The sequence below is a fragment of the Archangium sp. genome, assembly GCF_036388035.1.
In the GTDB taxonomy this organism is placed as follows: domain Bacteria; phylum Myxococcota; class Myxococcia; order Myxococcales; family Myxococcaceae; genus Archangium.
Genome location: NZ_DASVSO010000655.1, coordinates 1 through 2,776 on the forward strand (window position 1 = coordinate 1; position 2,776 = coordinate 2,776).

The 2,776-nt window shown below is 69.2% G+C and carries 2 protein-coding genes; both read right to left on the minus strand.

All coding sequences use genetic code 11. The features are described from left to right. The coding region (locus VF697_RS26790) for an AAA family ATPase (protein ID WP_331099561.1) at positions 1 to 2,231 on the minus strand (2,231 nt) is incomplete at its 3' end. A 59-nt stretch (positions 2,232 to 2,290) separates the two neighbouring features. Next, on the minus strand, positions 2,291 to 2,638 hold the full coding sequence (locus VF697_RS26795) for a hypothetical protein (protein ID WP_331099562.1): 348 nt from the start codon (positions 2,636 to 2,638) through the stop codon (positions 2,291 to 2,293). Between the last annotated feature and the right edge of the window lie 138 nt (positions 2,639 to 2,776).

Consider the following 2,776-nt stretch of genomic DNA (forward strand, 5'->3'; position numbering starts at 1 on the left):
AACATGGCCATGGCCTCGGCCAGCCCGTCACCCGAGGCCTGCCGGCGGCGCATGTAGCGCACCATGTCGAGTGCCACCGCGGGGCCCACCGCGCGATGGGCCAGCAGCCCGGCGGAGGAGAAGAGCTGTCGGAGCGGCACGAGGCTGCCCTCCGGGAGGGGTGGATCCATGCCCTCGCGGGTCGCATGCGTCTCGAGGAGGCGCGCGTAGGTGTCATCCTCCGGAATGTCCACGTGGAGCAGTGCGAAGCGGCGCTGTACCGCGTGGGAGAGCCGGAAGAGGGACGTCTTGTCCCAGGTGTTCATGGTGGCGATGACCCGGAAGGTGCGAGGCACCCGATGGGTACACCCTGGCTCGGTACCGATGGAGACCAGGCGCCCGTCGGCCTGGACCAGCGCGGTGTCCGTGCCCCGGCCGGCGAGCACCGTCATCAGCTCACCGAAGGCCCGGTCCACGTCGGCCCGGTTGAGCTCGTCGATGACGAGCCATTGCCAACGCTCCAGAGCGCGGAGGAAGGCGCCGGGGCGGAGCTCCAGCGAGCTGTCGCGCTGCAACGCGTACCCACCGATGGTGTCGAAGGTGGTCCAATCCGCCGAGGCGGTGGAGACGAAGGCGCCCGCGCAATAACCCTCGGTGCGAGCGGCCTCCACCAGCGCGTGGGCCAGCTCCGTCTTTCCCGTGCCCGGTGGCCCCACCAGCAACAGGTGCTTGCCGGAGGAGAGCGCCGCACAGGCCTGCTCCAAGAGCAGCCGTGGCAACTCCAGCCCTTGCGAATGGGTGGCGGCGCGCGCGGCGCTCAGATCCAGGCGAGCCGCATCCCATCCCGAGGGGGCGGTGGACGCCTGGGAGAGTGCCTTGGCCTGCCGGGAGGTGCCTTCCTCGACATCCAACTCCTCTTCCTCGCCCCCGTGCCCCGCCAGGTCCGTTTCATCGAGGATGTCCGCCAATCGGGCGCGGATCGGGTCCGCCTCGGCGGCGTGGGTGGCGAGCAACTGCCGTCCCAGCTCCGTGAGCGAATCGCCCTCGTCATCCCGCTCGGTAGCGCCGAGCGACAGCAGCCAGTTGCGCCGGAAGTTCGATTGGTTGTCGCTCTTCCAGTTCGTGCCGAGCAGCCGGGGGAGCAGGGTCCGGAGGGACGAGGTGTCCGCGCGTCCCTTCGTCTCCGCCACGATCAACAGCTCGAGCATGCCGGTGAAGGTGCGATGCAGCAGTTCGAAGAGCGCGCGCGGTTGCGGATCGCGCAGGTACTCCTCGCCCGTGGAGGTGAGCTCCAGCCGTCCCTTCCGTGCCTCCACGACCCCGAGTGCCAGGAGGACGGTGATGTACGAGTGCCGCGCGGTCGCCCCCGTCACCTCGTAGCGCTCACGCAGCAGCGCGAGGAACTCCTCTTCGCTGAGAGACTGCTCCCGAATCGTGGTCAGGAGTGCATCGAGGGTGCTCTTGTACTGTCGGACTCCACCGGGCATGGGCCCGACGCCATGACGGCGGTCCTCCCCACGCCCCTCATCCGTTTCCTCTGGGGGTGCCTCCGCGTCCTCACCCGCGCCCGTGCCCCCTGGGATGGGTAGGTCGCCGAGGTCGAAGAGGGGCTTTCCGGTGACTCCTTCCTGGGCTTCTCCACGCTGGAGAAGGAAGGGCAGCTTGAGCAGCGCCAGGTGGATGAGCCGGCGGAATGCCTCCTGGGGCGAGGGGTCCACCTCGCCACTCGGGAGCCGGACGGCGAAGGCCTCCATACGCCAGGGGGAGATGCGAGGCAGGCCCGAGCGCTCCACCGAGGCCTTGAGCCGTGGGAACATATCGGAGGTCTGAGTCTCGTCACGGCGGGCATAGCTGTTGAACGCCGCGGGGACGGCGACGCGCTCGCCATCGTCCCGGTCGCGCAAGGGGAGCGCCACCGTGATCCAGCCCAGCTCGCGATTCGTCGCGGCCACGGCCGTCCGCAGGCCGATGAGGTGCCGATAAGCGCCCTTGGTCTTCCACCACTGGGCGCTCACGAGCAGCTCGGTACGTCCCTCGGGCCAGGAACAGGTGACCCGCACCGCGGAAGGGAAGGGACCATCCCGGGTCTCATCCAGGCCCTCCAACCGGGTGGGCCAGGGCGAGGGCGGGAGACGGGACACCGAGACCTGGACGGGGCACCCCTCCACCGAGAGCTCGAAGGAGTGCGCGGCGTCGAGGATGGAGCGCACCGCGCGCAAGGCGATGCGGTTCGCATCGGGACGGTAGGGCATGCGGGGGTTCTACCCTCGACAGGCCCATGGCGTCCCGGTCTTGAAAGGCCTACCGCGTGCTACTGCTGCTCGCCCTCGTCCTCGCGGGTGCTGGTGACGCCGAAGGTGTTGGCGTCGGAGATGTCCTTGGTGGTGCTCTTGTACGCGCGGTACGCGAAGGGCGAGACGGCCGCGAACACGATGCCGGCGAGTCCCAGGGCCATCCAGGGGAAGGGCTCTTCCTTGACCTTGATGTCCCGGCCGTAGTCGTTGATGTTGTACTTCGGCTTGGCGCGCGCGGCGTCGCGCTGCTCCTGGGTCATCTCCTCACCCTGGAACTCCTGGATCTGCCGCCGCTGGGCCAGGGCGGCGCCGCCAGTGGCGAGCACGAGGACGATCATCAATCGCGAGAGGGGGGGCAAACGCATGGGGGCGCAGCCTACCACGACCGTACAGGTGCGCAGAACAGGGCTTGCGTCGCCCCCGGCGGTCCATTAGGCGCGGACCTGTGCGCCTCCTCCTCATACCCCTGGTCAACCTGCTGTTGCTGCTGCGCGCCCTGCTGG